Annotated in this window: 2 protein-coding genes and 1 pseudogene; 2 read left to right on the top strand and 1 reads right to left on the bottom strand. The window is 57.7% G+C overall.

Going from position 1 to position 2672, the window contains the following annotated elements:
* Positions 1–102: 102 nt before the first annotated feature.
* Positions 103–1296: a DUF4236 domain-containing protein gene (locus L6D63_RS28190; RefSeq protein ID WP_023104035.1), complete on the top strand. Its 1194-nt coding sequence runs from the start codon at positions 103–105 to the stop codon at positions 1294–1296.
* A gap of 109 nt (positions 1297–1405) precedes the next feature.
* Here L6D63_RS28190 and L6D63_RS28685 read toward each other — a convergent pair whose 3' ends face one another.
* Positions 1406–1582, bottom strand: a complete 177-nt coding sequence (locus L6D63_RS28685; RefSeq protein ID WP_305955039.1) for a VWA domain-containing protein — start codon at positions 1580–1582, stop codon at positions 1406–1408.
* Between L6D63_RS28685 and L6D63_RS28200 the strand changes: the two are divergent.
* Positions 1519–2505, top strand: a pseudogene (locus tag L6D63_RS28200) (glycerate kinase family protein); the annotation flags it as partial. The gene L6D63_RS28685 and the pseudogene L6D63_RS28200 overlap by 64 nt on opposite strands.
* Positions 2506–2672 lie beyond the last annotated feature (167 nt).

A 2672-nucleotide genomic window follows, 5' to 3' on the forward strand; every position in this document is an offset into this window, starting at 1 on the left:
GTATCCAGCTTCACTGAACTCGCACGTATAGGCCTTAGATTGGCCAAGATCTCTGCCTGTCAGTGAGCAGCCCGGCATTTCCAGAGGACCTCGGAGGAAGAAATGGGATTTCGCTTCAGCAAACGAATTACGATCGTGCCTGGTGTTCGGCTCAACATCAGCGGGTCGGGTATCAGCACCTCTGTTGGGCCACGTGGACTAAGCTTAACGATGGGCAAGCGTGGTACCTACCTCAACGCTGGCCTGCCCGGGACCGGCCTCGCGTATCGTGAACGGCTGGACCGATCGGGGACAAGGAACGCGCCAAACCCTGCTGCAGACTCGGCAGGCTATTCCGGGCCGATCAAGGTCAAAGTCGACGATGATGGTTCGTTGATTATCACCGACTTGGAAGACGCTCCCCTTCCGCCGGCAATCGTGAAGAGGGTGAAGGTAGAGAAGAGTGACGAGATCCAGGCGCTTCTGGAAAAAGCTGCAGCCAAGATCAACCAGGCGCTCAATGAGTGCCTATCGGCTCATATGATGACCCCTCGGCCGGGTTCTCTGCCGGCGCTACCACCGGCATTCGATCTGGACGAACCGCGGCGACCTTCAACGGACGCTCCAGGGCTGCTCGACAAGATGCTCCTGCGGAGTTCTAGGATGGAAAAGGAGGCTCAGGAACTAGAAGCACAGTACCAGCAAGATCTTGTCGAGTGGAACGCTGCACGTGATGCTCACGAGAAGGCGCGATCCGACATTGATAAGGCCATTCGACTTGCCGCAAAGGGATACAGCGCTCAGATGGAGCGTGCCCTCGACTATGTCCTATCCGGCATTGCCTGGCCGAAAGAAACGCTCCTCGAGTACGAGTTCTCGCATGACGTTTCGGGCATTGCTCTGGACATAGATTTGCCTGATGAAGGGGATGTGCCCAACCGAACGGCTGAAGCCAGGGGCAATGGCAAGCTCACCTTTAAAACCCGGTCCGAAGCTCAGACTCGTAAGGACTTCGTCTCACTTTGCTACGGCACCGTTTTCCGCGTGGTTGGGGAGGTTTTTGCCTTGCTCCCAGGCATCCAAAAGTGCCTTGCTTCCGGGTACATTCAGCGCACAGATTTGGCAACGGGGAGTATCGGGGATCAGTATGTAATCTCGGCGCTGATCTCTCGTGATCAATGGGAAACCTTGGACTTCAGCCGGCTGGAGGCGATAGATCCAGGTGCGACGTTGAAGGCATTCGGGGCCGTGGTGAGCGTCGATAGAACATCGCGGTTCCGAGAAATCACCCCAATGGACTTAGCCACCCTTGGCTGAACCAGGTAATCAAGGTCACGGCTCCTAAAAAATAAAACCCGCCATCAAGGCGGGTCATCTGTTTTGAAGGACATTCTAGTAAAGACCTCCTTGGGTTTCTGGCGCTCCGCTAGCCGATGATCCCCTTCGCCGAAGCTTCCCTGATCCAGCTCGGGAATTCCTCCATGAGCTGGTCGTAGAGCCTTTCCTCAGTGACCTGGTGTAGGTCATCCAGCGCGAACAGCCATTGCTCAAGGAGTGCGGGATTCGGCTCCAGACGCTCAAATCGTGTGCATGCCCATGGCAGACGGCGGTGAGGGCACCGTCGACGCCGTCCTGGCTGCCACCGGTGGAGAGCGGCGGGTCAGTACCGTCCAAGGACCACTTGGGGCGGAAGTCCAAGCAGCTCGGGGCTGGCTTAACGAGTCTCGCACCGCTGTGATTGAAATGGCGGCAGCCAGTGGCATTCACTTGGTTCTGGCCGCGGAACGCGACGCTACGCGCGCTTCCACCTTCGGAACCGGTCAACTGGTCCAGCAAGCCCTGAGTGCTGGCGCGCAACGAATAATCATGGGGTTTGGGGGGAGCGCGACCAATGATGGCGGTACCGGAATGCTGCGAGCGCTTGGTGCCAGGTTTCTCGACTCTGCCGGCGATGAGATCGAGGAGGGTGGCCTGGCGCTCAAAGCTCTTCGCCAGATCGACTTGAACAGACTCGATGAGAGGCTACATAAAGTCCGGATTGAAGTTGCCTGTGATGTCAACAATCCATTGACCGGGCTGCACGGAGCCTCACACGTTTTCGGCCCGCAGAAAGGTGCAACGCCTGATCAGGTCTTGGCTTTGGATGAGGCTCTGAATACGTATGCCGATATTGTGGCCGCGCTTCTTCAGAAAGACGTACGTGACTTTCCTGGGGCTGGCGCGGCGGGGGGAATCGGGTTCGCCGCCAAAGCATTTCTACATGCGGAATTCCGGCCTGGTGTTCAACTGATCGCGGATTTGTCTGGACTGAGTCAGGCTGTTCAAGGAGCAGACCTTGTGATCACCGGCGAAGGGAGGTTGGATGAACAGACGCTGTACGGAAAGACCCCTGCCGGGGTGGCTGTCATCGCTTCTGCTGCGGGAGTGCCTGTCGTGGCAATCGCTGGCACGCTGGGAGTCGGATATCAGCGGCTGCGCGACATTGGAATCGTTGCAGCCTTCTCCATCACCTCTGGGCCCATGACGGGGCGAATAGAGAAAACGGAAAAAATCGTACGCTAAGGTTTTCCGGGCAGCCTTAGCGGCCGAAACTTCCCGTCCTCCAGCCTGCGGCTCTGCCGCCAGACATAATCGCCGGTCAGATTGATGTGCTCCCACCCCAGCGGCGACAGGTATTGCAGCAGCTCACCATC

Source organism: Pseudomonas parakoreensis (assembly GCF_021602155.1).
Taxonomy (GTDB): Bacteria; Pseudomonadota; Gammaproteobacteria; order Pseudomonadales; family Pseudomonadaceae; genus Aquipseudomonas; species Aquipseudomonas parakoreensis.